General features: G+C 53.9%; 22 protein-coding genes. 14 read left to right on the plus strand and 8 right to left on the minus strand.

Going from position 1 to position 25,110, the window contains the following annotated elements; all coding sequences use genetic code 11:
• Positions 1-26 precede the first annotated feature (26 nt).
• From ACTU3N_RS09680 to tyrR, 3 genes are all read left to right on the plus strand, one after another.
• Positions 27-1,430: a YcjX family protein gene (locus ACTU3N_RS09680; protein ID WP_443085911.1), complete on the plus strand. Its 1,404-nt coding sequence runs from the start codon at positions 27-29 to the stop codon at positions 1,428-1,430.
• Positions 1,427-2,488, plus strand: coding sequence for a TIGR01620 family protein (locus ACTU3N_RS09685; RefSeq protein WP_443085912.1), 1,062 nt, complete (start codon positions 1,427-1,429; stop codon positions 2,486-2,488). The genes ACTU3N_RS09680 and ACTU3N_RS09685 overlap by 4 nt, the downstream gene beginning before the upstream one ends.
• Before the next feature lie 144 nt (positions 2,489-2,632).
• Positions 2,633-4,174 (plus strand): transcriptional regulator TyrR, encoded by a 1,542-nt coding sequence (gene tyrR, locus ACTU3N_RS09690; RefSeq protein ID WP_443085913.1) that lies wholly within the window; start codon positions 2,633-2,635, stop codon positions 4,172-4,174.
• A gap of 39 nt (positions 4,175-4,213) precedes the next feature.
• Here the strand turns inward: tyrR and tpx are convergent, their stop codons facing one another.
• The gene (gene tpx, locus ACTU3N_RS09695; protein ID WP_443085914.1) at positions 4,214-4,720 is read right to left on the minus strand and encodes a thiol peroxidase; all 507 of its coding nucleotides are present in this window, start codon (positions 4,718-4,720) and stop codon (positions 4,214-4,216) included.
• A gap of 116 nt (positions 4,721-4,836) precedes the next feature.
• Between tpx and ycjG the strand changes: the two genes are divergently transcribed.
• Complete coding sequence (gene ycjG, locus ACTU3N_RS09700) at positions 4,837-5,802, plus strand: L-Ala-D/L-Glu epimerase (RefSeq protein WP_443085915.1); 966 nt, start codon at positions 4,837-4,839, stop codon at positions 5,800-5,802.
• Here the strand turns inward: ycjG and mpaA are convergent.
• Positions 5,793-6,506, minus strand: coding sequence for a murein tripeptide amidase MpaA (gene mpaA, locus ACTU3N_RS09705; RefSeq protein WP_443085916.1), 714 nt, complete (start codon positions 6,504-6,506; stop codon positions 5,793-5,795). The genes ycjG and mpaA overlap by 10 nt on opposite strands.
• 156 nt (positions 6,507-6,662) lie before the next feature.
• Here mpaA and ACTU3N_RS09710 point away from each other — a divergent pair, with 156 nt between their 5' ends.
• The 6 genes from ACTU3N_RS09710 to dbpA all read left to right on the plus strand — a co-directional run bounded on the left by ACTU3N_RS09710 (position 6,663) and on the right by dbpA (position 13,588).
• The gene (locus ACTU3N_RS09710; RefSeq protein ID WP_443085917.1) at positions 6,663-8,279 is read left to right on the plus strand and encodes a peptide ABC transporter substrate-binding protein; all 1,617 of its coding nucleotides are present in this window, start codon (positions 6,663-6,665) and stop codon (positions 8,277-8,279) included.
• Positions 8,280-8,710: 431 nt separating this feature from the next.
• Positions 8,711-8,899 (plus strand): YdiH family protein, encoded by a 189-nt coding sequence (locus tag ACTU3N_RS09715; RefSeq protein ID WP_443085918.1) that lies wholly within the window; start codon positions 8,711-8,713, stop codon positions 8,897-8,899.
• Positions 8,900-9,435: 536 nt separating this feature from the next.
• Positions 9,436-10,620 carry a methyl-accepting chemotaxis protein gene (locus ACTU3N_RS09720; protein ID WP_443085919.1) on the plus strand — a complete coding sequence of 395 codons (1,185 nt, stop codon included), beginning with the start codon at positions 9,436-9,438 and terminating at the stop codon, positions 10,618-10,620.
• 123 nt (positions 10,621-10,743) lie between these two features.
• On the plus strand, positions 10,744-11,727 hold the full coding sequence (gene zntB, locus ACTU3N_RS09725) for a zinc transporter ZntB (protein ID WP_443085920.1): 984 nt from the start codon (positions 10,744-10,746) through the stop codon (positions 11,725-11,727).
• A 274-nt stretch (positions 11,728-12,001) separates the two neighbouring features.
• Positions 12,002-12,151 carry a proline-rich small protein YnaL gene (gene ynaL / locus ACTU3N_RS09730; RefSeq protein ID WP_443085921.1) on the plus strand — a complete coding sequence of 50 codons (150 nt, stop codon included), beginning with the start codon at positions 12,002-12,004 and terminating at the stop codon, positions 12,149-12,151.
• 63 nt (positions 12,152-12,214) lie between these two features.
• The gene (gene dbpA / locus ACTU3N_RS09735) at positions 12,215-13,588 is read left to right on the plus strand and encodes an ATP-dependent RNA helicase DbpA (protein WP_443085922.1); all 1,374 of its coding nucleotides are present in this window, start codon (positions 12,215-12,217) and stop codon (positions 13,586-13,588) included.
• Positions 13,589-13,627: 39 nt separating this feature from the next.
• Here the strand turns inward: dbpA and ttcA are convergent, their stop codons facing one another.
• Together ttcA and ACTU3N_RS09745 are read right to left on the minus strand one after the other, a co-directional pair.
• Positions 13,628-14,563 (minus strand): tRNA 2-thiocytidine(32) synthetase TtcA, encoded by a 936-nt coding sequence (gene ttcA / locus ACTU3N_RS09740; protein ID WP_443085923.1) that lies wholly within the window; start codon positions 14,561-14,563, stop codon positions 13,628-13,630.
• Between the two features lie 372 nt (positions 14,564-14,935).
• Positions 14,936-15,106, minus strand: a complete 171-nt coding sequence (locus tag ACTU3N_RS09745) for a hypothetical protein (RefSeq protein WP_443085924.1) — start codon at positions 15,104-15,106, stop codon at positions 14,936-14,938.
• 306 nt (positions 15,107-15,412) lie between these two features.
• On the opposite strand from ACTU3N_RS09745, the gene ACTU3N_RS09750 reads away from it, so the two are divergent.
• Positions 15,413-15,961 carry a hypothetical protein gene (locus tag ACTU3N_RS09750; RefSeq protein WP_443085925.1) on the plus strand — a complete coding sequence of 183 codons (549 nt, stop codon included), beginning with the start codon at positions 15,413-15,415 and terminating at the stop codon, positions 15,959-15,961.
• Positions 15,962-15,980: 19 nt separating this feature from the next.
• Here ACTU3N_RS09750 and ACTU3N_RS09755 read toward each other — a convergent pair whose 3' ends face one another.
• Both ACTU3N_RS09755 and nifJ read right to left on the minus strand, forming a co-directional pair.
• Positions 15,981-16,196: a KTSC domain-containing protein gene (locus ACTU3N_RS09755; RefSeq protein ID WP_443085926.1), complete on the minus strand. Its 216-nt coding sequence runs from the start codon at positions 16,194-16,196 to the stop codon at positions 15,981-15,983.
• Between the two features lie 117 nt (positions 16,197-16,313).
• The gene (gene nifJ, locus ACTU3N_RS09760; RefSeq protein ID WP_443085927.1) at positions 16,314-19,838 is read right to left on the minus strand and encodes a pyruvate:ferredoxin (flavodoxin) oxidoreductase; all 3,525 of its coding nucleotides are present in this window, start codon (positions 19,836-19,838) and stop codon (positions 16,314-16,316) included.
• Between the two features lie 440 nt (positions 19,839-20,278).
• On the opposite strand from nifJ, the gene ACTU3N_RS09765 reads away from it, so the two are divergent.
• On the plus strand, positions 20,279-20,545 hold the full coding sequence (locus ACTU3N_RS09765) for a putative hemolysin (protein ID WP_443085928.1): 267 nt from the start codon (positions 20,279-20,281) through the stop codon (positions 20,543-20,545).
• Here ACTU3N_RS09765 and hslJ read toward each other — a convergent pair.
• Both hslJ and ACTU3N_RS09775 read right to left on the minus strand, forming a co-directional pair.
• Positions 20,539-20,961: a heat shock protein HslJ gene (hslJ, locus tag ACTU3N_RS09770; protein ID WP_443085929.1), complete on the minus strand. Its 423-nt coding sequence runs from the start codon at positions 20,959-20,961 to the stop codon at positions 20,539-20,541. The genes ACTU3N_RS09765 and hslJ overlap by 7 nt on opposite strands.
• A gap of 110 nt (positions 20,962-21,071) precedes the next feature.
• Positions 21,072-22,061 carry a 2-hydroxyacid dehydrogenase gene (locus ACTU3N_RS09775; RefSeq protein WP_443085930.1) on the minus strand — a complete coding sequence of 330 codons (990 nt, stop codon included), beginning with the start codon at positions 22,059-22,061 and terminating at the stop codon, positions 21,072-21,074.
• A 217-nt stretch (positions 22,062-22,278) separates the two neighbouring features.
• Between ACTU3N_RS09775 and ACTU3N_RS09780 the strand changes: the two genes are divergently transcribed.
• Positions 22,279-24,918, plus strand: a complete 2,640-nt coding sequence (locus ACTU3N_RS09780; RefSeq protein ID WP_443085931.1) for a YdbH family protein — start codon at positions 22,279-22,281, stop codon at positions 24,916-24,918.
• Entirely contained in the window at positions 24,915-25,106 is a 192-nt protein-coding gene (locus ACTU3N_RS09785) for a YnbE family lipoprotein (RefSeq protein ID WP_443085932.1), read from the plus strand. Before ACTU3N_RS09780 ends, ACTU3N_RS09785 begins: the two co-directional genes overlap by 4 nt.
• Positions 25,107-25,110: the final 4 nt, after the last annotated feature.

Raw genomic sequence — 25,110 nt, forward strand, 5'->3', positions numbered from 1 at the left:
ATAAATTATTTTCAGGGCGAAACAGAATGGCGATGGATCGATTTAAAAATGAACTCAATGCCCTGGTGAACCGTGGTATGGATCGGCACTTACGCCTCGCGGTCACCGGGCTTAGCCGCAGCGGGAAGACAGCATTCATCACCGCGCTGGTCAATCAACTTCTTAATCTTCACGCCGGTGCGCGCTTGCCGTTACTGAGCGCGGTTCGCGAAGAGCGTCTGCTCGGCGTGAAGCGCGTGCCGCAGCGTGATTTCGGCATCCCACGCTTTACTTACGACGAAGGTCTGGCGCAACTTTACGGCACGCCTCCGGTGTGGCCAACGCCGACGCGCGGCGTGAGTGAAATTCGCCTGGCGCTGCGCTTTCGCTCGAACGACTCGCTGCTGCGTCACTTCAAAGATACATCTACTTTATATCTCGAAATTGTTGATTACCCTGGTGAATGGCTGCTCGATTTACCGATGCTGGCGCAGGATTACCTGAGCTGGTCGCGGCAGATGACCGGTCTGCTGCAAGGGGCGCGCCACCAGTGGTCCGCAGCATGGCGCGAGCTGTGCGCGGGCCTTGATCCGCTGGCGCCCGCAGATGAAAACCGGCTGGCGGAGATAGCCAGCGCATGGACGCAATACCTGCATCAATGCAAGCGCGAAGGGCTGCATTTTATCCAGCCGGGGCGGTTTGTACTGCCAGGCGACATGGCTGGTGCGCCAGCGCTGCAATTCTTCCCCTGGCCGGATGTGGACAGCATTGGCGAAGCGAAACTGGCGCAGGCGGGCAAACAGACCAATGCCGGGATGTTGCGCGAGCGCTATAACTACTATTGCGAACATGTTGTGCAGGGCTTTTATAAGCACCATTTTTTAAAGTTTGACCGGCAAATTGTGCTGGTCGACTGCCTGCAACCGCTCAACAGCGGGCCGCAGGCATTTAACGATATGCGCCTGGCATTGACGCAACTGATGCAAAGCTTCCACTACGGGCAGCGTACGCTTTTTCGCCGCCTCTTTTCTCCCGTCATCGACAAGCTGCTTTTTGCTGCCACCAAAGCTGACCATATCACCACCGACCAGCACGCCAATATGGTCTCCTTGCTGCAACAATTGATTCAGGATGCATGGCAAAACGCGGCGTTTGAAGGCATCAGCATGGATTGCATGGGTCTGGCCTCGGTGCAGGCGACGCAGAGCGGCTTGATTGAGGTCAATGGTGAAAAAATTCCGGCGTTACGCGGGCATCGCTTAAGCGATGGCGCGCCGCTCACGTTTTATCCGGGCGAAGTTCCGGCGCGACTGCCGGGGCAGGCGTTCTGGGATAAGCAAGGGTTCAGCTTTGAAGATTTCCGCCCGCAGCAGTTAGATGTAGATACACCGCTTCCGCATATCCGGCTGGATGCCGCCCTGGAGTTTTTAATAGGAGATAAATTGCGATGACCGAGCCGCTAAAACCCAGAATAGATTTCGCCGGGCCGCTGGAAGAAGAAAGCAGCGTGCAGTTTAAACGCGCGCAAACTTTTGATGATTCGCAGGCGGAAACATTCGCCCCGGCACTTACCGACGAGGTACTGGAGGAAGGGGCCGCTGAGGGTGCGGTTGAAGCGGCGCTGCGCCCGAAACGCAGCCTGTGGCGTAAAATGGTCGGTGCCGGGCTGGCGCTGTTTGGCATTAGCGTGGTGGGTCAGGGGGGGCAGTGGGCTGCCAGCGCATGGCAGGCTCAGGACTGGGTCGCGCTTGGCGGGTGTGCCGCCGGTGCGCTCATTATCGGCGCGGGCGTGGGGTCGGTTGCCAGCGAGTGGCGGCGTTTGTGGCGCTTGCGCCAGCGGGCGCATGAGCGTGATGAAGCGCGCGAGTTGTTGCATAGCCACGGCACCGGAAAAGGGCGGGCGTTTTGCGAAAAGCTGGCCAGCCAGGCGGGGCTTGATAAGGCGCACCCGGCGCTGCAACGCTGGTATGCGGCCATTCACGAAACCCATAACGATCGTGAAGTCGTGAGCCTCTACGCCCACCTGGTCCAGCCCGTGCTGGATACCCAGGCGCGGCGTGAAATTAGCCGCTCGGCCGCCGAATCGACCTTAATGATTGCCGTCAGTCCGCTGGCGTTAGTGGACATGGCGTTTATCGCCTGGCGCAATCTGCGGCTGATTAACCGAATTGCTGCGCTGTATGGTATTGAGCTTGGTTATTACAGTCGCCTGCGTCTGTTTCGCCTCGTGCTGCTCAATATCGCCTTCGCCGGTGCCAGCGAGCTGGTGCGGGAAGTCGGCATGGATTGGGTGTCGCAGGATCTGGCCGCCCGGCTTTCAACCCGTGCAGCGCAGGGCATCGGTGCCGGGTTATTAACCGCCAGGCTCGGCATCAAGGCGATGGAGCTGTGCCGGCCGCTTCCGTGGCTGGAGGATGACAAGCCACGGCTGGGAGATTTCCGCCGCCAGCTGATTGGCCAGCTTAAAGAGACGCTGCAACGCAATAAATCATCACGCCCCGTCGGGTAATCACCAGGCGCTGCGCGGTTAACTTTACGCCGCAGCGCCTGTTTTTCCGCCATGCTGTCAATATTTGTTGACAGACATCTTCCTGCCAGCGCTGAAGTGGCTTATTATCCTTGTATTACGTGGATGAATAAGGTTGATAATCCCATGCGTCTTGAAGTTTTTTGTGAAGACCGGCTTGGTCTGACTCGCGAATTACTCGATCTCCTGGTCTTACGCAGTATCGATTTACGCGGCATCGAGATTGACCCCATCGGGCGGATTTACCTTAATTTTGCCGCGCTGGAGTTCGACACATTCAGCAATTTGATGGCTGAAATCCGGCGTATCCCTGGCGTTACTGACGTCCGCACCGTGCTGTGGATGCCATCCGAGCGCGAGCACCGGGCAATGAGTGCGCTGCTTGAAGCGCTTCCGGAACCTGTGCTGTCGCTGGATATGAAGAGCAAAATCGAGCTGGCGAACCCGGCAAGCTGCCAGCTTTTCGCCCAGAGCGTGGAAAAGTTACGTAACAGCCAGGCGTTGCAGCTTATCACGGGTTTTAATTTCCAGCGCTGGCTGGAGAGCAACCCGCAAAATTCACACAATGAGCACGTCGTCATTAACGGGCAGGATTTCCTGATGGAAATCACTCCGGTGCATATTGAAGGCGAAACCGGCGAACCGATGCTGACCGGCGCAGTGGTTATGTTGCGCTCAACCGTGCGTATGGGGCGGCAATTGCAGAACCTCAGCCAGCAGGATGTCAGCGCCTTTAGCCAGATTGTTGCCGTAAGCCCGAAAATGCGCCATCTGCTTGAGCAGGCGCGTAAACTGGCAACCCTGACGGCTCCGCTGCTGATCACCGGCGATACCGGTACCGGCAAAGATCTGCTGGCACATGCCTGCCACCTTGCCAGCCCTCGTGCGGCAAAACCTTACCTTGCGCTGAACTGCGCATCTATTCCGGAAGAATCCGTCGAAAGCGAACTTTTTGGACATGCGCCGGAAGGGAAAAAAGGGTTTTTCGAGCAGGCCAATGGCGGCTCGGTTTTGCTGGATGAAATCGGTGAAATGTCGCCGCGTATGCAGGTTAAACTGCTACGTTTTCTTAACGACGGGACGTTTCGCCGCGTCGGTGAAGACAGTGAAGTGCATGTCGATGTGCGCGTGATTTGCGCAACGCAGCGCAATCTGGTGGAGCTGGTGCAAAAAGGGCTATTTCGTGAAGATCTCTATTATCGCCTGAATGTGCTGACGCTGAACCTTCCTCCGCTACGTGAACGCCCGCAAGATATTATTCCCCTGACCGAACTTTTTGTCGCCCGCTTTGCTGATGAGCAGGGCATACCGCGCCCGAAACTGACCCATGACGTTCATCAGTTGTTGAGCCGCTATAGCTGGCCAGGTAACGTGCGTCAGCTTAAAAACGCAATCTATCGCGCATTGACTCAGCTGGAAGGTTACGAGCTGCGGGCGCAGGATATCCAGTTGCCGGATTATGACGCCGCAACGCTGCCGGTTGGCGAAGACGCGATGCAAGGATCGCTGGATGATATCACCAGCCGTTTTGAGCGTTCGGTGCTGACGCAGCTTTATCGCAGCTATCCCAGCACGCGCAAGCTGGCGAAACGCCTGGGCGTGTCGCACACGGCGATTGCAAATAAATTGCGTGAATACGGGTTGAGTCAGCGAAAAGGTGAGGAATAGTGCAAAAAGCCTCCGACATGGAGGCTTTTCGTAGGAGGCTTAGCCTTTCAGCGCGTCCAGCGCGGCAGTGTAATCCGGCTCGTTAGTGATTTCATTCACCAGCTCACCGAATACAACGTTGTCGTTTTCATCAATTACGACCACTGCACGGGCGGCTAACCCTTTCAGCGCGCCGTCTGCAATCGCGACGCCGTAGTTTTCCAGAAAATCAGCGTTGCGCAGCGTGGAAAGCGTAATCACATTGCTCAGACCTTCTGCACCGCAAAAGCGCGACTGGGCAAACGGCAGGTCCGCAGAGATACACAGCACGACCGTGTTATTCAGTTCGGTTGCCAGCTGGTTAAATTTGCGCACGGATGCAGCGCAAACGCCGGTATCAACGCTTGGAAAAATGTTCAGTACTTTACGTTTGCCTGCGAACTGCGCCAGCGTGACGTCAGAGAGATCTTTGGCGACCAGCGTGAACGGCTTAGCTTTGCTGCCAACCTGTGCAATCGTGCCTGCGACGGCGACCGGGTTGCCCTGGAAATGAACGAGTTGTGACATGTATATCTTCCTGTTTACATATAGTTAACGTCGCCGCTAGTGTATGCCATTCAGCTTTAAAGCGGCAAAACAATTTTCGAATCTATACTGGTAACAACGCGGCAGAGGAGAAAAGCATGCGAAGCGTCAAAGTCTATGAGGAAACCTGGCCGCTGCACACGCCGTTTGTCATCGCGCGTGGCTCGCGTAACGAAGCGCGGGTCGTGGTCGTTGAGCTGGAAGAAGACGGCATCAAAGGCGTGGGGGAGTGCACGCCGTACCCGCGCTATGGCGAAAGCGAAGCATCCGTCATCGCGCAGATAATGACTGTCGCGCCGCAACTGGAAAACCGTCTCTCCCGCGAAACGCTACAAACCTTGCTACCGGCAGGCGCAGCGCGCAATGCGGTGGACAGCGCATTGTGGGATCTGGCCGCCCGTAAAGTTGGCATGACGCTGGCGCACTATGTCGGGGTGACGTTACCGGAAACCGTAACAACAGCGCAAACGCTGGTGATTGGCACACCGGAACAAATGGCGCTCAGCGCCGCAGCGCTTTATGCCAGCGGGGCAAGGTTGTTGAAAGTGAAACTCGACGACCATCTGATTAGCGAGCGTCTGGTCGCTATTCGCAGCGCCGTGCCGGATGCGACACTGATTGTCGATGCCAACGAATCATGGCATATCGAAGGACTGGCCGCGCGCTGCCAGCTGCTGGCGGATTTAGGCGTTGTGATGCTGGAACAGCCTTTGCCGGCAAGCGCAGATGAAGGGCTGGAAAACTTTATCCATCCGCTGCCGATTTGTGCCGATGAGAGCTGCCACACGCGGGCCGATCTTGCCACACTGCGTGGGCGCTACGAAATGGTCAATATCAAGCTGGATAAAACCGGCGGGTTGACGGAGGCGCTCGCGCTGGCGCAGGACGCCCGTGAGCAAGGCTTTGAGGTGATGCTGGGCTGTATGATCTGCACATCGCGGGGGATTGCGGCGGCGCTGCCGTTGGTTAACAGCGCCCGATTTGCCGATCTTGATGGCCCGACCTGGCTTGCTGTTGATGTCGAGCCGCCTTTACAGTTTACCAGCGGTACGCTTCACCTTTGAGTGTCACGACGCAGCAGGTCGGTCATCGCCGCAAGGTATTTTTCGCTCGCTTCATCAGCGGATATGGGCGGAAACTCGACGGTAATACAGTGCAGGTCGAGATCTGCGCACCAGCTGCCAAAAGAGCCTGGCGTCTCATAGCCGACACTTTTCACCCGCGGTAGCAAAAACGCGTCTGCCAACCACTGCCCAAGCTCGCTTTCACGCGGGTCTTCCACGCAGGCGAGCGGATCGTGAAAACTGACCACCCAGGCCGGGCGAATACGATGGATCAACTGACACAGCGCCTGGGTTTCTGGTTCTGAACCCGGCGCGTCACCGGTTTGCAGCACCACATCGCGTGCGGTTGCGGCACTGTTCCAGCGATACACCGAGTCGCCTGATTTCCAGTTTGCGGCGGGAAAGTTTCGGTTGAGATCGACTCCGTTGGCATTCGCGCGTAAACCAAGCTGGCAACCGTCCGGATTTAACGCCAGCACGACGTGGTGGCGACGCAGCGAAGCGGTCAGTGTGCGCAGCGCGCAGGAAAGGGTGACGACAGAGGCGTTCTCATCGCCATGTGTGCCCGCCAGCACCAGGCCACTGTCGCGCGTGGCGTTTGTTGCCGGAAACCAGAGCAGCGGCGCGCCCAGTGCTGAACGGCCAAACTCTTCATAAGCGGCAGAAAATGCGCCCCGTTGCGCGCGTGGACGTGAGAAAGGCATATGCTTCCTTATTTGTTGTTTGTAGTAAGTAAAGCAGGGCGTCACAAATCATGCCATGCACGTCAATTTTCCACCAGCCGGTGTTTGCATTCCTTGCATGCAAAACAAATAATTAACGCAGAATTATGCAAAATATTTATTTCTTGAGGGAAACCTATGGAACGTCGAGTGTCACGCCTTTGCTGCGCGCTTTGGCTGTGCGGAGTCTCCTCTGCTGCGTTTGCCGCAGAAGTGCCGCCGGGAACCGCGCTGGCTGAAAAACAGGAGCTTGTCCGTCATATTAAAGATGAACCGGCAACCTTAGATCCGGCCAAAGCCGTGGGTTTACCGGAAATTCAGGTGATCCGCGATCTCTTCGAAGGGCTGGTCAACCAGAACGAGAAGGGTGAAATTGTGCCGGGTGTGGCGACGAAATGGCAGAGCAGCGATAACCGTGTGTGGACATTTAGCCTGCGTGATAACGCAAAATGGTCTGATGGCAGCCCGGTGACGGCACAGGATTTCGTGTACAGCTGGCAGCGCCTGGTGTCGCCGAAAACCACGTCACCTTTCGCAAATTTTGCCGCACTCGCAGGGATAACCAATGCGCAGCAAATCGTGGATGGCAAACTCGCGCCGGAAAAACTTGGCGTCAGTGCGGTCGATGCCCGTACGCTGCGCGTGCAGCTGGACAAACCGTTGCCGTGGTTCCCGAGTCTGGCGGCCAGTTTTGCGTTCTATCCGGTTTCGCAGAAAAATGCCGAAAGCGGCGATCTGTGGACGCGGCCAGGCAACCTCGTCGGTAACGGGGCGTATGTTCTGACCGGGCGAGTAGTGAATGAAAAACTGGTTCTGGAACGTAATAAGCACTACTGGGACAATGGCAAAACGGTTATTAACAAGGTCACGTTTGTGCCAATCAATCAGGAGTCGGCCGCAACCAAACGTTATCTGGCAAATAATATTGATATCACTGAATCCTTCCCGAAAAACCTCTATCAAAAGTTACTGAAAGATATTCCGGGCCAGGTGTACACACCGCCCCAGCTGGGAACCTATTACTACGCGTTCAATACGCAAAAAGGGCCAACGGCGGATACGCGTGTACGTCAGGCACTCAGCATGACCATCGATCGTCGCGTGATCGCCGAAAAAGTGCTGGGCACCGGGGAGAAACCCGCATGGCGTTTTACGCCGGACGTTACCGCAGGTTTTGAACCGCAGCCTTCGCAAATGGAACAGATGAGCCAGGCAGAGCTGAATGCGCAGGCGAAAACACTGCTGCAGGCGGCAGGATACGGTCCGCAGCGCCCGCTCAAACTGACCTTGTTGTACAACACGTCGGAAAACCATCAAAAAATCGCTATCGCCGTGGCATCCATGTGGAAGAAAAATCTTGGCGTGGACGTTAAGCTGCAAAATCAGGAATGGAAAACGTATATCGACAGCCGAAACAGCGGCAATTTTGATGTGATCCGCGCGTCATGGGTAGGGGATTACAATGAACCGTCCACTTTCCTGTCCTTGCTTGGCTCCTCGCATAGCGGAAATATTGCGCGGTTTAAGGATGATGCATACGACAAAGTGATTAATCAGGCCACGCTTGAAACCAGTGCAAAAGCGCGTAACGCTGATTATAACGAAGCGGAGCATATTATTGCCGAGAAAGCGCCGATAGCGCCTATTTATCAGTACACGAACGGACGCCTGATCAAACCGTGGTTAAAAGGTTACCCCATTAATAACCCGGAAGATGTGGCCTATACCCGCACCATGTATTTGCTTAAGCATTGAATAGAACGCAAAAAATCCCCTTACCACACGGGTAGTAAGGGGCAACTCATTGATTACGGGATAGTTCCTGTCTCAGCAGGAGTGGGAGAATTTTACTTAAGGAATGTGCAGAGACAATGGAGGAATTGAGGAGACGCTCCTCAACGGCTTGTTCATAAAGCAAAAAAAGCCCGCTGCGTGAGCGGGCATAAATACTGGAAGCAATGTGAGCAATGTCATACCAAATAGTTGACTGATTCACTCAACTACTCAGCAAGGAAAAAGGTAATACGTCTCATTTGCCCATGCAACATTTTTTCCGGCGTCGTCGCGGTTTCTGTAACTTCATCGATCACGATGCTAACAAAAAAGCCCGCTTTTCTGCGAATGGTCAAAAACTAACCAGTTTTTTGTGTTATTATGGTGATGTTTTAATCAGCGAAGAGGATGTTATGGAGCGTGACTTAGACCCGACTCAACTGGCAATCGAATTTCTGCGTCGTGATAAGAGTGAGCTGACGCCTGCCGAGTACTTAAAAAAATTCCGACAACTCAGGCTGGAGTTTGCTGATTTGTTGACGCTTTCACACGCTGAGCTGAAAGAAGAGATCGATTTTGCCTGGCGGCTGGGTATCCATTAACCCGGCGCATCACTACTGACTCCCACGCCCGTTAATCACGGGCGTTTTTTTTGCTCTGTTTGCGGATATATTACCGATCAGCATTGTTAAATGGCTAAAAAATGCCTGTTAATTGAGCAATGCATAATATATTGTGGTTTTTCTTTTGTTGCTACGATTATTTAATTAACAGGCGGAAATAGAATATATCACAGGCTTTTTGATCAACGAAGAAATAAACGATTCTGTCGGGTTAGTTAAAAAAAGCCTGAATACTTAAGTTATACTTAAGTGCATTTTATTAAAAACAGGGTATTAACGTCCGGAAAGATTACTCTGCTTTCTTTATATGATATATTAAATGCAAGATATAACTTTTTTCAGCAGAAAATAGCGATAAGCACTGGTTTTATGCGCCATATCAGCACTTATCATCTGACCTAATGTAAATCAACAGCGTTTAACGATAAATATTTTTGTCTGTGATTTTAGCCGTGTAAAAATGTATTTCGGATGCTATAAACTTCAGGATATTCCTGCCTGCTGTTGGTGTCTTTATGTTTAGAAATACAAGCGTTCGTACATTTATTACTTTTTTCCTGTTAATCACCTTTATTATTTTGCAAGGTATGGTTAGCGTACTTTCGCAAAATAATGTGTTGATTGCCTCGACGGCGATTGTTTGTGTTATCTCGCTGGGGCTGCTCTGGTTATATATGACTCACTATTTAGTGACGCCTATCAACACGGTGAAAAAAAGTATTGAAGATGTCACTGCGGGAAATTTATCCATCGTTATCCCGGAGTTTGGTAACAACTGTGCTGGGCGTTTGATCCCGGGTATTAACAGTTTATCAGGCAGTATCGCCACGCTGGTGCGCGAGATCCGCGCATCTTCAGATACCGCGCTTGACCTCTCCGCACAGCTGGCCGAACGTAGCGCTGACCTGTCGCTCAAAACCGAAGAGCAATCTGCTGCGCTGGTACAGACCGCATCGAGCATGGAACAGATGGCGGCAAGTACGAAAAACAATGCCGACAATACACGCCTGGCCAGTAGCCGAGCCAGCGATGCCACCGTCTGTGCGCGTAAAGGTGGCGATTTAATGGGGCAGGTGGCGCAGAACATGGTGTCCATCACCGAGTGTGCGAACAAGATGACTGAGATTATCTCAATCATTGATGGCATCGCTTTTCAGACCAACATTCTTGCACTCAACGCAGCGGTAGAAGCAGCGCGCGCAGGCGAGCACGGCAAAGGGTTTTCTGTGGTTGCCGGAGAGGTGAGAAACCTTGCGCATCGCAGCGCGGAAGCGGCTAAAAATATCAAAACGCTGATAGCCGTCACCACCGACAATGTGAATCAGGGCGCGACGGTGGTTAGCGAAGCGGAGCAAAACATGCACGATATCGTTTCGGGCGCCAGCGTAATGAGTAAATTAATGGATGAAATCGCCGTTGCCACCCTGCAGCAAGAGAAAGGGATCTCACAGATAACGCTCGCGCTGGCAGAGCTGGAGAAAGTGACCCAGAGCAACGTGACGACGGTAGATGAACTGGCTGGCTCTTCAGATATCCTGAAGCATCAGGTTGAAGAGTTGCAAAAACGTACCATCAAGTTTCGCCTGGCAGAAAGGAGTGTTGCCAGAGGGCCGCTGGCGGAAGGGCAACCAGGCAGAGTGCGCGAACGTGCGCCGCGCCCCGGTTTGCGCAATCAGGAGAATTACTGGCACTCGTTTTGATCCTCTTCTTCGAATTTTTCAGGCCCGGAAACGGGCCTTTTTTTTAACCAATTCAGCGCGATGATTGATTAACGCTTCTATACAGCTAGACTGACCAGGAGAAAAACAGATTGTGGAGGCGCTGTGGAAGCAATTAAAGGAACGGACGTCAATGTACCGGACGCGGTATTTGCGTGGCTTCTGGATGGTAAAGGGGGCGTCAAGCCGCTGGAAGACAGTGATGTTATCACGCAACAAACACCTTGCTGGGTGCATCTTAACTATGCAAATCAGGAGAGCGCGCAGTGGTTGTCCTCCACGCCCGTATTGCCCAATAGCGTGCGTAACGCCCTTGCAGGCGAGAGCCTGCGCCCGCGCGTCAGCCGCCTGGGTGAGGGGACATTCATTACGTTACGCTGTATCAACGGCAGCACCGATGAGCGCCCGGATCAACTGGTAGCGGTGCGCTTATATATGAATGAGCGCATGATTGTCACCACCCGGCAGCGCAAGGTACTGGCGCTTGATGATGTGGTCAGCGAACTGGAAGAGGGCAGCGGCCCGGTCGATAGCGGGAGCTGGCTGGTGGATGTGTGCGATGCGCTGACCGATCACGCCAGCGAATTTATCGAATCATTGCATGACAAGATTATCGATCTGGAAGACAACCTGCTCGATCAGCAAATCCCCCCGCGCGGCACTCTGGCGCTGCTGCGTAAACAGCTTATCGTTATGCGCCGCTATATGGCGCCGCAGCGCGATGTGTTTGCCCGTCTTGCCAGCGAAAGATTGCCCTGGATGACTGATGACCAGCGCAGACGGATGCAGGATATTGCCGACAGGCTCGGGCGCGGGCTGGATGAAATCGACTCCTGTATTGCCCGCACGGCGGTGATGACCGATGAAATCACGCAGGTGATGCAGGAGTCGCTGGCGCGCAGAACCTACACCATGTCGCTGATGGCGATGGTCTTTTTGCCCAGCACATTTTTGACCGGCCTGTTTGGTGTCAACCTCGGCGGCATCCCCGGTGGCGGCTGGCACCTGGGCTTCTCTCTCTTTTGTATCATGTTGGTCGTTCTTATCGGTGGTGTAACCTGGTGGTTGCGGCGCAGTAACTGGCTGTAAAAATTAACGTTTTTAACAAAAATTGAACATAAAAACACCACATAAATTGAGGCAGGTCAATAAACGAAGTACCTATTCAGGGCAATATTCGTCTCGCAGGTGAATGCAACGTCAAGCGATGGGCGTTGCGCTCCATATTGTCTTACTTCCTTTTTTGAATTACTGCATAGCACAATTGATTCGTACGACGCCGACTTGATGAGTCGGCTTTTTTTTGCCTCTTTCTCATAAGCTTCTACCTTTAAAGAGTAAAACAGCCATTGAGGAGGTAAACATGTTTGATTCCGCATTGTTTGACCCTGTTGATTCCATTCCGGCTGAGCCGATCCCCATCGACCCGGTGCCCATTCCTGACCCTATCCCTGGTCCGCAACCGCAGCCGGACCCGCCGCCGGACGAAGAACCGATTAAATTGTCGCGTTGAGCGGGCAGATCTGAGAGGATACGCGCCTGCTGAACGTCAGCCATATTATCGGAAGAATTAACAGTGACCGTTTTCTCAACATTGCAAGCCCTGCCCGAAGCCCAGATTGAAAACCTTAAGGATCTGGGCTATCTCACCATGACCCCGGTGCAGGCCGCCGCACTGCCTGCAATACTTGCCGGAAAAGATGTTCGCGTGCAGGCAAAAACCGGTAGCGGTAAAACAGCGGCATTTGGTTTAGGGCTGCTGCAGCATATTGATAGCAGCCGTTTCTGCACGCAGTCGCTCATCCTGTGCCCGACCCGCGAGCTGGCGGATCAGGTCGCTAATGAATTGCGCCGCCTGGCGCGTTTTATGCCGAATATCAAAGTGCTGACGCTCTGCGGTGGGCAGCCGTTCGGTGCTCAGCGTGATTCGCTACAGCACGCGCCGCATATTATTGTCGCCACGCCTGGACGTCTGCTGGAGCATTTACAAAAAAGCACCGTATCTTTAGAGGATCTGCAAACGCTGGTGATGGACGAAGCCGACCGTATGCTGGATATGGGTTTTAGCGACGCGATTGATGCGGTGATTAGCTTTGCCCCAGATTCCCGCCAGACGTTGCTGTTCTCTGCCACTTGGCCGGAGGCGATTGCCGCGATAAGCGGTCGTGTGCAGCGCGACCCGCATACCATCGAAATCGACACCGTTGATGAATTACCGGCCATCGAACAGCAGTTTTTCGACGTGCCCCGCGCGGGCAAAATCACGCTGTTGCAAAAGCTGCTCAGTCAACATCGCCCTGCATCCTGCGTTGTGTTTTGCAATACCAAAAAGGATTGTCAGGCGGTGTGCGATGCGCTGAATGCCGCAGGGCAGGAGGCACTTGCCCTGCATGGCGACCTGGAACAGCGCGAGCGCGATCAAATGCTGGTGCGTTTTGCCAATGGTAGCGCCCGCGTACTCGTAGCAACCGACGTCGCGGCACGTGGCCTGGATATTAAAGCGCTGGAGATGGTGGTTAACTACGAGCTGGCGTGGGACCCGGAAGTTCACGTGCACCGTATTGGCCGCACAGCGCGCGCCGGAAACAGCGGCCTGGCCATAAGCTTTTGCGCACCGGAAGAAGCGCAGCGCGCGAATATTCTGGCAGATATGCTGCAACTGAAGCTGAACTGGCTGAACCCGCCGGTGAATGTGAAAGTTTTGCCGCTGGAAGCAGAGATGGCAACGCTTTGCATTGATGGCGGTAAGAAAGCCAAAATGCGTGCCGGTGATGTGCTGGGAGCGCTGACCGGTGATATGGGGCTGGCAGGGAGCGATATTGGTAAAATCACCGTGCACCCGGCGCATGTTTACGTTGCCGTGCGCCAGAGCGTGGCGCGCCAGGCCTGGAAGCAGTTGCAGAACGGAAAGATTAAAGGCAAGAGCTGCCGAGTGCGCTTGCTAAAATAGCAGGAAAGCCTCTCTGCAGACGGGCAGAGAGGCGAACGCTTATTTCACTTCGATAACGTTAAGGCGCAATTCATCCAGTTGCGCATCGTCTTCTTCCGGCTGCCAGCCCGCGGGTTGCAGAGGGATCTCTTCGCGATCGAAGGCCAGATCTCCGCCGTTGACCACTTCCGAACCGTGCTTGATCCCTTTGAAGTCAAACAGATTGATATCGCTCAGGTGTGACGGCACAACGTTTTGCATCGCGCTAAACATCGTTTCAATCCGCCCCGGGTAACGCTTGTCCCAGTCGCGCAACATATCGGCAATCACCTGGCGTTGCAGGTTTGGCTGCGAGCCGCAAAGATTACAAGGAATAATCGGAAAGCCTTTCGCCTCGGAAAAACGTTCGATATCTTTCTCGCGGCAATAGGCGAGCGGGCGGATCACGATGTGCTTGCCGTCATCGCTCATCAGTTTTGGCGGCATCCCTTTCATTTTCCCGCCGTAAAACATATTCAAAAACAGGGTTTGCAGAATGTCGTCGCGGTGATGACCGAGCGCAATTTTCGTCGCGCCCAGCTCCGTTGCGGTGCGATAGAGAATACCCCGACGCAGGCGTGAGCAGAGCGAGCAGGTCGTTTTCCCTTCCGGGATCTTCTCTTTCACAATACCGTAAGTGTTCTCTTCGACGATTTTGTACTCCACGCCGAGCGACTCAAGGTACTGCGGTAAAATATGTTCCGGAAACCCCGGCTGCTTCTGGTCGAGGTTGACCGCGATCAGAGAAAAGTTAACCGGCGCGCTCTGTTGCAGATTACGCAGGATCTCCAGCATCGTATAGCTGTCTTTCCCCCCGGACAGGCACACCATAATGCGATCGCCTTCTTCAATCATATTGAAGTCAGCAATCGCTTCACCCACGTTACGACGCAGGCGCTTCTGTAATTTGTTGAGGTTGTACTGCTCTTTTTTTGAAACTTGTTGATTATCAGACATTATTTACTGTTCCGGACACCAGGCTGGCATGCAAGCGCGCCGCGCGCATTCATTCCCGCTCGTTATCTGTGACGGGTTAACTCTGCCAGCCTCGGCCAGCAGACAAACGTATGCCGCGTATGGTACGGATTACAGCGACGAATGCCAGTACGTTTTACAACGCAGCACGATATTGTACCGACACCCTGCAAAGGGTAGTACAGATTTTGGTCTCTATATCGGGTATGGCAGGGACGAAACTGACAGCTATTTTTGTTTATCTGCCCGTCAGGAATAAATTTATCACGCGAGAAGAGAGCCGATTAGGCAGGACGAGCAGGTCAGTAGAAATCAGTCCGGCGCGGTACCGGACTGATTTAATTTGCTAATGAATTAAGGGACGATGTCGCAATTACACAGCAAGCCGCCTTCTCCGGCCTGGCATAAAATAGCGCAGGCGCATTCCCAGTCTAAATCACCGTTAGACTCGCACTGCTCAAGACCGGCGGATACATTTAGTGAAACACTTAACAGGATAAACATTAAAACTTTTTGCAAGTTCATTTTTATTCCTCCATTGTGTTAATTCACGGCGAGTTAATTCTCGACTTAAGTATAGCAGTGGGAAAACGGAATGATGACGCAATGAAAACGCTATTTTTATTTTTTTAAACTTGCCAGAGGGTTACGCAAATAATAAATCTCGTTGCGCGAAAGATAATTCTGAAATGAATTTTTATATGTTTTTGTTTCGCGAGTAGTAAAGTATTTTTCGCAATAAATTAAGAATAATCATTCCCAATCACCAATGCGGAAATTGTCTTGCCAAAATTAAGAATAATCATTCCTATACACCGATAAGGAAATTAAATGCCAAAAATTACCACTAGTCATGCCCCATCATATATGCCGCTGTCTCTTTATCGCTCGAAAGCGAGTGCGCAAAACTTCTTGCTGAGCAATATTCATTCCGTTGAAAATACCACATTTTACCGTGCAGATACCCGCCCGCCGGAGGTGATAGCGCGTAGCGGTTTCGCCGGAAGCGCCAACGCCATACCAGGGGAAATTCGTTTATTCGGCAACAGAACGGTCTTTGCATCAAGTACGTTTGAAGATTGCAGGAAGTTTATCGCGATGATTGACCACGAGAATATTCCCGGTGAATATCATTTTTATAAATTATATATCAAAAAAGGGGAGTCCTTTAATTTTGATAGTATAATGGATAAAGCAATCCTGATAAACGCGTTAGCAACGTTGACTAAAGAGGAATTTGTCATGGCGGATAGCGAAGCTATGTTATATGCACATTTCGCTGTCGAAGAATATTACCCGAAGGTAAAAGTGGTGCAGGTAAAAGGGCCAGTCGACGCCGAAAATATTCACTATTTGGGATCTGCAACTTACGGCAAATAAATTCTTAACCCTCACCTACTCAGGACGCTATTTTTCTTTCCGGGTATTTTCCTTTGATGACACCATCATAAAAACGGCCTTTCGACACAACGGTAAGAAATACGTTAAAGATCCGTTCCGGCACGCCCTGATATTGATAAATACACCTGTTATGAAAACGCACCTCCAGCGTACTGCTGCGTTTGTCATACCCCAGCGAAGCGATACGGGAGGATTTTACAGGATGATATTGCATGATGACGCTCCTTGTATTCTGGCCTGACAGCAGAGTATCAGACACTACGCAGAGCGTCTCACAGGAAAAAAGCATAACGAATACCACTCGCGAATGCCGGTAGTATTCGTTTTTGGTTTAACTGGCCGTATTGGTTTCGCTTTTTCCGGCAAGCCGCGCCAGGAAGTCGTACCGTTTTTGCAAATCGGCGGCCGCATCTTTCCACAACTGCTCCGCAACTTCCGGCTGCTGCGCGTTAAGGCGGCGGAAGCGTTGCTCATTAAGCAACGTTTCTGCCAGTGCATCCGAAGGCGGGCGCGAGTCGAGCGCCAGCGGGATTTTCCCCTCGGCTTCCCGGCGCGGATCGTAGCGGTACAGCGGCCAGAAGCCGGTTGCCGTGAGCTGGCGCATCTGGTCATGGCTCAGCGCCAGGTCGTAACCATGTTCCTCGCACGGGCTGTAAGCAATAATCAGTGACGGCCCCGGGTAGGCTTCTGCTTCCTGGATAGCTTTCACCGTCTGGTTCAGCTGCGCACCGAGCGAAATCTGCGCCACATAAACATGACCGTACATCATCATACTGACGCCCAGGTCTTTGCGCGCTTTGCGCTTGCCGTGCTCGCCAAACTTGGTCACCGCACCCAGCGGCGTCGCTTTGGATGCCTGGCCACCGGTGTTGGAATAGCACTGAGTATCAAGCACCAGGATATTCACGTTCTCGGTCAGGCTCATCACATGGTCAAGGCCGCCAAAGCCGATATCATAGGCCCAGCCATCCCCGCCAATCAGCCAGATGGATTTCTCAACCAGCGCATCGGCCTCAGTCACCAGCGGTTTCGCATCCGCAACATCCTTCAGCGCGTCGCGCAACTGAGCGACCTGTTCGCGGCGAACCTCCGGCGTGGCCTGCGCATGTAGCGCGTCATACAGTGCGGAAGGCATATGGTCGGCAAACTGTTCGACCAGACGCATCACCCGCTGGCGATGTTGATCGACGCTTAAACGAAAGCCCAGGCCGAACTCTGCGTTATCTTCAAACAGCGAGTTTGCCCAGGCCGGGCCGCGCCCGTTAGCATCCGTTGTATAAGGCGTAGAGGGCAGGTTGCCGCCATAAATAGACGAGCAGCCGGTCGCGTTGGCAATCATCATGCGATCGCCGTACAGCTGGGTGAGTAATTTTATATAAGGCGTTTCGCCGCAGCCGGAACAGGCCCCGGAGTATTCAAACAGCGGGGTAATCAGCTGCGAGGTACGAATATCGATGCGCTCAAGGCTGCTGCGATCGATTTCCGGCAGATCAAGGAAGAAGTCATAGTTCACTTTCTCTTCTTCCACATGTTCAAGGCGCGACATCATATTGATGGCCTTGATATCCGGGTTCTGCCGATCTTTCGCCGGGCATACTTCGACACACAAGTTGCATCCGGTGCAGTCTTCCGGCGCAACCTGCAAAACATACTTCTGCCCGCGCATATCACGGGATTTCACATCCAGCGAGTGCAGGCTGGCAGGGGCGTTTTCCATTGCTTGCACAGGCACGACTTTCGCGCGGATTGCCGAGTGCGGGCAGGCCGCCACGCAGTGGTTACACTGAGTACACAGCTCTTCTTTCCAGATAGGTATCGCTTCGGCGATGTTGCGTTTTTCCCAGCGCGTCGTGCCGACAGGCCAGGTGCCGTCTGGCGGCAGAGCAGAAACCGGCAGCGCATCGCCCAGCCCGGCCAGCATAGCTGCGGTGACAGTTTTGACAAAATCCGGAGCAGCATCGGCCACCACCGGCGGTCGGTGGGCGCTGTCCGGGTTGACGGCTTGCAGCGGCACTTCAAACAACGATTCCCGCGCCAGCGCCAGCGCTTGCCAGTTGCGCTCAACCAGCTCCTGGCCTTTGCTGCTGTAGCTTTTAGCTATCGCGCCTTGCAGCTCAACCAGCGCGCTGTCGCCCGGTAAAATATGGGTTAAATGGAAAAAAGCCATCTGCATGACGGTATTAATACGCGCGGCGAGCCCGCATTCACGGGCAATTTTGGCGGCATTGATAACATACAAGCGGGCGTGTTTTTGATTCAGCACCGCCTGAACTTCCTGCGGCAGCCGCGACCAGACTTCGTCAGCGCTATAGGGCGTATTAAGCAGGAAAATTCCGCCAGGTTTCAGGCGTTCCGCCATCGGGTATTTATCGATAAACTGCAACTGATGGCAACCCACGAAGTCGGCCTGGGAAACAAGGTAGGCTGAGCGGATGGGCTGTTCGCTTACGCGCAGGTGCGATACTGTTAAACCACCGGCTTTTTTGGAGTCATAGACAAAGTAACCCTGGGCGTACCACGGCGTGGAATTACCGATTATCTTGATATTGTTTTTGGTGGCCGAAACGCTGCCGTCACTGCCCAGACCGTAAAACAGCGCTTCAAGCTTCGCGTGCGAGGGCAGGGTATTTTCCGGGAGCGGCAGCGAAAGATGCGTTACATCATCGTAAATCCCGACGGTAAAACGTGCTTTTGGTTTATCCGCTTGCAGCTCGTTAAAGACCGCCAGTACACACTCCGGGCCGAACTCTTTTGATGACAAACCATAACGGCCACCAATAACCCGTGGCAGAATTTCCCGCTCGCCACTGTTAAAGGCCTCTGCCAGCGCAGTCATCACATCCAGATAGAGCGGTTCCGCCTGGGCGCCTGGCTCTTTGGTGCGATCCAGCACCGCCACGGTGCGCGCGCTTTGCGGTAACGCTGCCAGCAAATGTGCTGCGCTAAACGGGCGATAGAGGCGCACTTTCAGCACCCCGACTTTTTCACCACGGGTCAGCAAGGCATCAACGACTTCTTCGCACGTTCCGATGGCGGACCCCATCAGGACAATGACCCGCTCAGCCTGCGGATGGCCGTAATACTCAAACGGTTTGTACCGGCGGCCTGTTGCGGCGGCGAAATCATCCATCGCCTGTTCTACATGAGCGTAGACCGCGTTGTACCACGGGTTAGTGGCCTCGCGGGACTGAAAATAGGTATCCGGGTTGGCGGAGGTGCCGCGAATAACAGGGTGCTCCGGGTTCAGCGCGCGGGCGCGATGCGCGTCAATCTCCTCCTGCGGCATCAGGCTGCGGATGGTGTCATCGGAGAGCGGCACGATTTTGTTGATTTCGTGTGATGTGCGAAAACCATCAAAGAAATGAATAAACGGTACGCGGCTTTTCAGCGTGGCAATATGTGAAATCAGCGCAAAGTCCTGCGCTTCCTGCACGCTGCTGGCCGCAAGCATGGCGCAGCCGGTCTGGCGCACCGCCATCACATCCGAGTGGTCGCCAAAAATCGATAATGCGTGGGTAGCAACGGTGCGCGCAGCCACATGCAGCACAAACGGCGTCAACTGACCGGCCAGTTTGTACAAAGTCGGGATCATCAGCAGCAAACCCTGCGATGAGGTAAATGAGGTGGAGAGCGCGCCGGTTTGTAAGGCGCCATGCACGGCGGCAATTGCGCCCGCTTCCGATTGCATTTCGACAACACGCGGCGTATCGCCCCACACATTTTTTACACCGTTACCAGCCCAGGCATCCGCCTGCTCAGCCATCGTTGAACTGGGGGTAATCGGGTATATGGCGATAACTTCACTGGTGCGAAATGCCACGGAGGCAACGGCACCATTACCGTCAATAGTTTGCATAAGACACCCTTACATTGCTAAAAAAATGAGACGCCTGTCACAACGCTGCGCCCTGTAATTATCTTTTCAGTATAAGACTTTCCTGTATCTCCCTGAAGATCTCGCGGCTTTGAGTGCACAAATTGATCCAGGTTTAAAACGATAAGTGCTGTTATTGCATGGCGGTGACAAGCGACAGCACAGGGCAGGTGATTAAAAAGGTGACGGGGAGAAAAGAGCATGTCGGTGCTTTTATACCCGGCGGCTATGGGTGCTTTACTCTTTGCCGAAGGTAAGGCTCAGTTTACTGGTGAGCTAATGCGCGCATTGTCGGCGGGCAAATAATTGCATGAAAATGCAAAAAAATGTTAATGAGTACGAAAAATGCGCATTTCAGAACTCGACGTCTTGCTTCGCTGTGCCTATTATGCTTTGGCTTTAAAAAAACTGAGGGGAAAGAAATGCGAGCAACTTTTTGGGTAGGATGTGCCGCGTTATTGCTGTCGGCATGCAGTAATGAACCCGTTCAACAGGCGACCGCCGCGCATGTGGCGCCAGGTTTAAAGGCCGCGATGTCCAACAGTGGGCAGGCGAATTGCGCCATGATAGGCGGCGCGTTGTCGGTTGCCCGGCAGCTTGATGGTTCAATGGTCGGGATGTGTGCGTTACCCAATGGCAAACGCTGCAGTGAACAGTCGCTTGCCACCGGGAGTTGCGGCAGTTACTGAGTTTTCGCTGCGCGCTTGAAGAGCAGGGTCTGGCTCGCCGTCGTCAGCGTCAGCTGCTCGCCGGTCAGGTCAACCTGGGCACCCTGAGACAGCATGTCATTGATGGTGTGATCCAGCTCATTAAGCTGCGGCTCAGCGCACAGCATCATGGTCATACCCATGTGCTTCACGGTCAGGGCGCCATCAGAGAGCTTACCCTGGCCCATAAAGCGGTTGCACATTTTGCCGGATACCCGCAAGTCTTTATCAAAGCTTATCTCAGGCGCCTGCTCAGCAGTCTGCACGGCTTTGCCGTTGACGGTTTCCAGCACAAAACGCTGGTCGGCCAGCTGATCCGCTTTGATGGTCGTGCTGCGTGAACTGACGCAGCCGGAAAGCAAAACACTTAACGCAACTAAAGTCACAATCTTCTTCATCTCGTCCTCTAAGGGAAATTCCGTTAATAGCGCGGATTTTAACAGGCAATGCCAGCGTGTCATCGGGCATTGTCTTAAACCGCTCCCGCCTGCTGGCAGGGAGCGCAATATCAGACCAGCGCGTTCGGGCAGGTTTCTCCGTCACGTAGCTGGCGTAAATTCTCAAGCGTTGTTTGCGAAATGCTGGTCAGAGCTTCGGCGGTTAAAAAGGCCTGATGCCCGGTAAACAGCACGTTATGGCACGCTGACAGGCGACGGAATACATCATCCTGGATAACGTCGTTCGATTTGTCTTCAAAGAACAGATCGCGTTCGTTTTCATACACATCCATACCGAGCGAACCGATTTTTTGTGTCTTCAGCGCATCAATAGCCGCCTGCGAGTCAATTAATGCGCCGCGGCTGGTATTAATGATCATCACGCCATCTTTCATCTTGTCGAACGCCGCGCGGTTGAGCAGATGAAAATTTTCCGCCGTCAGGGGGCAATGCAGCGAGATAACATCCGAGCGGGAGAAAAGGGTATCAAGGTCGACATATTCCACGCCAAGCTCCAGCGCCGCCTCGCTGGGATAAGGATCGAAAGCCAGCAGGTGCATGCCAAAACCTTTCAGGATGCGCAGCGCAGCGACGCCGATTTTCCCGGTGCCAATCACCCCGGCGGTTTTGCCGTACATGGTAAAACCGGTCAGTCCTTCAAGGGAGAAGTTCGCATCGCGGGTGCGTTGATAAGCACGATGAATGCGACGGTTCAGCGTCATCATCATTCCGATGGCGTGTTCCGCGACCGCTTCGGGAGAGTAGGCCGGAACGCGCACCACATGCAGCCCTAGTTCTTTTGCCGCATCCAGATCGACGTTATTAAAGCCCGCGCAGCGTAACGCGATAAATGTCACGCCATGCTTTTTCAGCTCTTCGAGCACCGGGCGGCTGCCGTCATCATTCACAAAAATGCAAACGCCGTCACAGCCGTTAGCGGTTTTCGCTGTTTTTTCCGTTAACAGGAAGTCGAAAAATTCAAGATCGTAGCCATATTTCTCGTTTACCTGCTGCATATACTTTTTATCGTATTGCTTTGTGCTGTATATCGCGAGTTTCATAAGACTTATCTCCTGTGATAATAATCACAAACTATCACATTTAAAAATATTACGTAAGTATTGAAAAATTATTGATATCCGGTCTGATGCGCAACGCATCTCTCTACTGCCTGTCTATGATTAAAGCGGAGTGTCCCTTCAACTGCCAGGTTAAACATGCCACAATACGGGCCAGAACTGGCTTATTCACATGCAAAATCAGGAAATTAACGCGCCCATGAGGGGTAAATACAAAGCCGCCATCGCTCTGGCTTTATTGCTTATTTTATTACCGCTTACCCTGCTGCTCACCCTGGCACAGTGGGTGCCGTCGCTTGCCGGTATCTGGCTGCCTGCGGGGACGCGTATTGCCCTTGATAAAAGCCCACGTTTTACCCGCCACGCAGTGCAAATTCCCGACCTGCGCTATCTCATTGGCGAGTGCGAAGTCGCCCGTCTGAAAAACGCCGAACTCACGCACCCCAGCCGCTGGCAGTTACGTATCGGTTCGCTGGATATCAACGCGGCCTGCTTCAATAAGCTCTCGCCGGGGGAGAGTTCCCCCGCCACGCCGCGCACGCTCGCGCAGTGGCAACAGATGCTGCCTTACACCTGGCTTACCGTTGACCGACTCACCGTTTCGCCCTGGCAGACCTGGCAAGGCAAGTTAAGCCTGGCGCTCACGCCCGCGCGCCAGACCTTACGTTACCAGGGCGAGCGCGTGGCGCTCAACGCTGAACTGCGTGGCCAGCAGCTCGATGTAAACAGCCTGACGTTGCAACTGTTTGACGGCACGCCGCCATTAACGCTCGGGGGCACATTTACGCTGCCGGAATTCGCCGATGGCGTGCCGGTCAATGGCCAAATGCAAAGCACCATCACCCTGAATCAACAACCTGGCGTACTGGATGTGGATGCCGAGTGGCGCAATAACCAGGGGCAACTGATCGTGACGGCGCGCGATGGCAGCGATCCGCTGCTTGATTTGCCCTGGCAGGTCACGCCACAGCAGTTAACGATAAGCGATGGCCGCTGGAACTGGCCTTACCAGGGGTTCCCGTTGAGCGGGCGCGTTGGGGTAAAGGTTGAGGACTGGCAGCAGGGGCTGGAAAACGCCCGCATCAGTGGCCGTCTTAATGTGCTGACTCAGGGGGACGCAGGTAAGGGTAACGCGGTGCTGACTATTGGCCCTGGCCGCCTGAGCATGAGTAATAGCGCGATGCCGCTCCAGTTAACCGGTGAGGCCAAGCAGGGTGATCTGGTGTTCTACGCGGTGCTGCCCGCCGGGCTTAGCGGTGCGCTGAGCGACCCGACGATAGTGTTTCAGCCGGGCGCTCTGTTGCGCTCGCGCGGGCGGGTAATAGATTCTCTGAATATTGATGAGGTACGCTGGCCGCTGGCAGGCGTCCGGCTGACGCGCAAGGGTATCGATGGTCGTTTGCAGGCGATTTTACGCGCTCACGAGAATGCGATGGGTGATTTTCTGCTGCATCTTGATGGTCAGGCGCAGGACTTTTTACCCGATGAGGGGGTGTGGCGCTGGCGCTACTGGGGAGAGGGGCGCTTTACGCCGATGCAGGCGCGCTGGGATGTGGCGGGGCGCGGTGAATGGCGCGATAACACCATCATCCTGACGGATCTTTCGACCGGTTTTGATCAGTTGCAGTACGGCAGTATGCATATGTCGTCGCCACGCTTGATTCTCGATGAACCGGTGCGCTGGCAGCGCGATGAAGCCGCGCCGCAATTCAGCGGAGCGCTGACGCTGAATGCGGGAGAGACCACTTTCAGCGGCGGCAGCGTACTGCCGCCTTCGACGCTAAAATTCAGCGTGGCAGGGCGCGAACCGACGTTGTTTCAGTTCAAAGGCGACCTGCGCGCAGAGGCGATCGGCCCGGTGCGGGTGATGGGGCGCTGGGACGGCGAGCGCCTGCGCGGCCAGGCGTGGTGGCCGCAGCAATCGCTGACCGTGTTCCAGCCCCTGCTCCCCGCTGACTGGAAAATGAAACTGCTGGCGGGCACTCTTCATGCTCAGGTCGCTTTTTCTGCCGCTGCCGACCAGGGGTTCAGGGCCGGTGGGCACGGAGTGGTGAAAAACGCCAGCGCATGGACGCCGGATAACCAAATTGCCGGTGTCGATTTCGTCCTGCCTTTTCGTTACAGCGATTCCCGCTGGCGGCTCGGCACGCACGGCCCGGTTTCGCTGCGTATCGGTGAAATCACCAATCAGGTCAGCGCGAAGAATATTACCGCCGACTTACAGGGCAGCTGGCCCTGGAGTGAAGACGAGCCGCTGGTGTTAAGTGATGTGAGCATTGATGTGCTGGGAGGAAAAGTGACGCTACAACAGTTGCGTATGCCCCAGCATGACCCGGCACTGCTGCGCCTGAAGCATATCTCTTCCAGCGAACTCATCAGCGCGGTGAATCCTAAGCAGTTTGCGCTGTCCGGTCCGTTTGATGGCGCGCTGCCACTGTGGCTGGATAATCCGCAGTGGATCATCAAAGATGGCTGGCTGCACAATCCCGGCCCGATGACGCTGCGCATTGATAAAGATACTGCGGATGCGATTGTGAAAGATAATATGGCCGCGGGCGCGGCGATTAACTGGTTGCGTTATATGGAAATTTCCCGCTCCTGGACCTCAATAAATTTAGATACTCTTGGGGTATTGAAAATGCACGCCGTGCTGAGCGGCACCAGCTTTGTTGAAGGGAAAAGCACTACGGTGAATTTGAACTATACCCATGAAGAGAACGTATTCACCTTGTGGCGCAGTTTACGGTTTGGCGACAATTTGCAGTCATGGCTTGAGCAACACGCGGCGCTGCCCGATGCCCGCTGTTTAAACGGCACGAAGTGCGAGGATAATCAATGAAAACCCTGAAAGCCGTGGCAGGTCTTCTGCTGGCGAGTACCCTGAGCGCCTGTACGCCGCGTATCGAAGTGGCGGCGCCCAAAGAGCCAATTACCATCAATATGAATGTGAAGATTGAGCACGAAATCCATATCAAAGTGGATAAAGACGTCGAAACCTTGCTGAAATCCCGCAGCGATCTGTTCTGAGGCG

Origin of the sequence: Vagococcus sp. WN89Y (genome assembly GCF_052220145.1) — a bacterium.
In the GTDB taxonomy this organism is placed as follows: domain Bacteria; phylum Pseudomonadota; class Gammaproteobacteria; order Enterobacterales; family Enterobacteriaceae; genus Kosakonia.